This is a genomic window from Bacillus sp. SIMBA_005 (assembly GCF_046535585.1).
Lineage (GTDB): Bacteria > Bacillota > Bacilli > Bacillales > Bacillaceae > Bacillus > Bacillus pumilus.
Window position 1 is genome coordinate 1 of record NZ_JAWRWI010000186.1, and the last position, 305, is coordinate 305.

The following is a 305-nucleotide window of genomic DNA, read 5'->3' on the forward strand; positions in this document are numbered from 1 at the left end:
AGTATCAAGAAGAAGAAGTACCTTTGCTACTTGATGAGGCGCAAACGGTTATAGCGGTCAGTACGGACTTACAATCTTGTGAGAAAACGCTGAAGTTATCGAGAGCCTATGCGAAGGTCAAGGCAGCGTATGGTTTTCATCCTGAACAGTCGTTGCCTAATGATAGGGAGAAAGAAGCTTTATTTGATTGGATACGACTGCATGCTAGTGAGATGATTGCTGTTGGAGAGGTTGGTTTACCTTATTATCGAAAACAGACGCATGTATTGGATGAGCGCCCTTATATTGCGTTATTAGAACAATTT

At 42.0% G+C, this 305-nt stretch carries 1 protein-coding gene; it reads left to right on the plus strand.

From position 1 onward, the window contains the following. Positions 1 to 305 (plus strand): TatD family hydrolase (locus SB660_RS19685; RefSeq protein WP_410583947.1); only part of this gene is annotated, 305 nt, incomplete at both ends.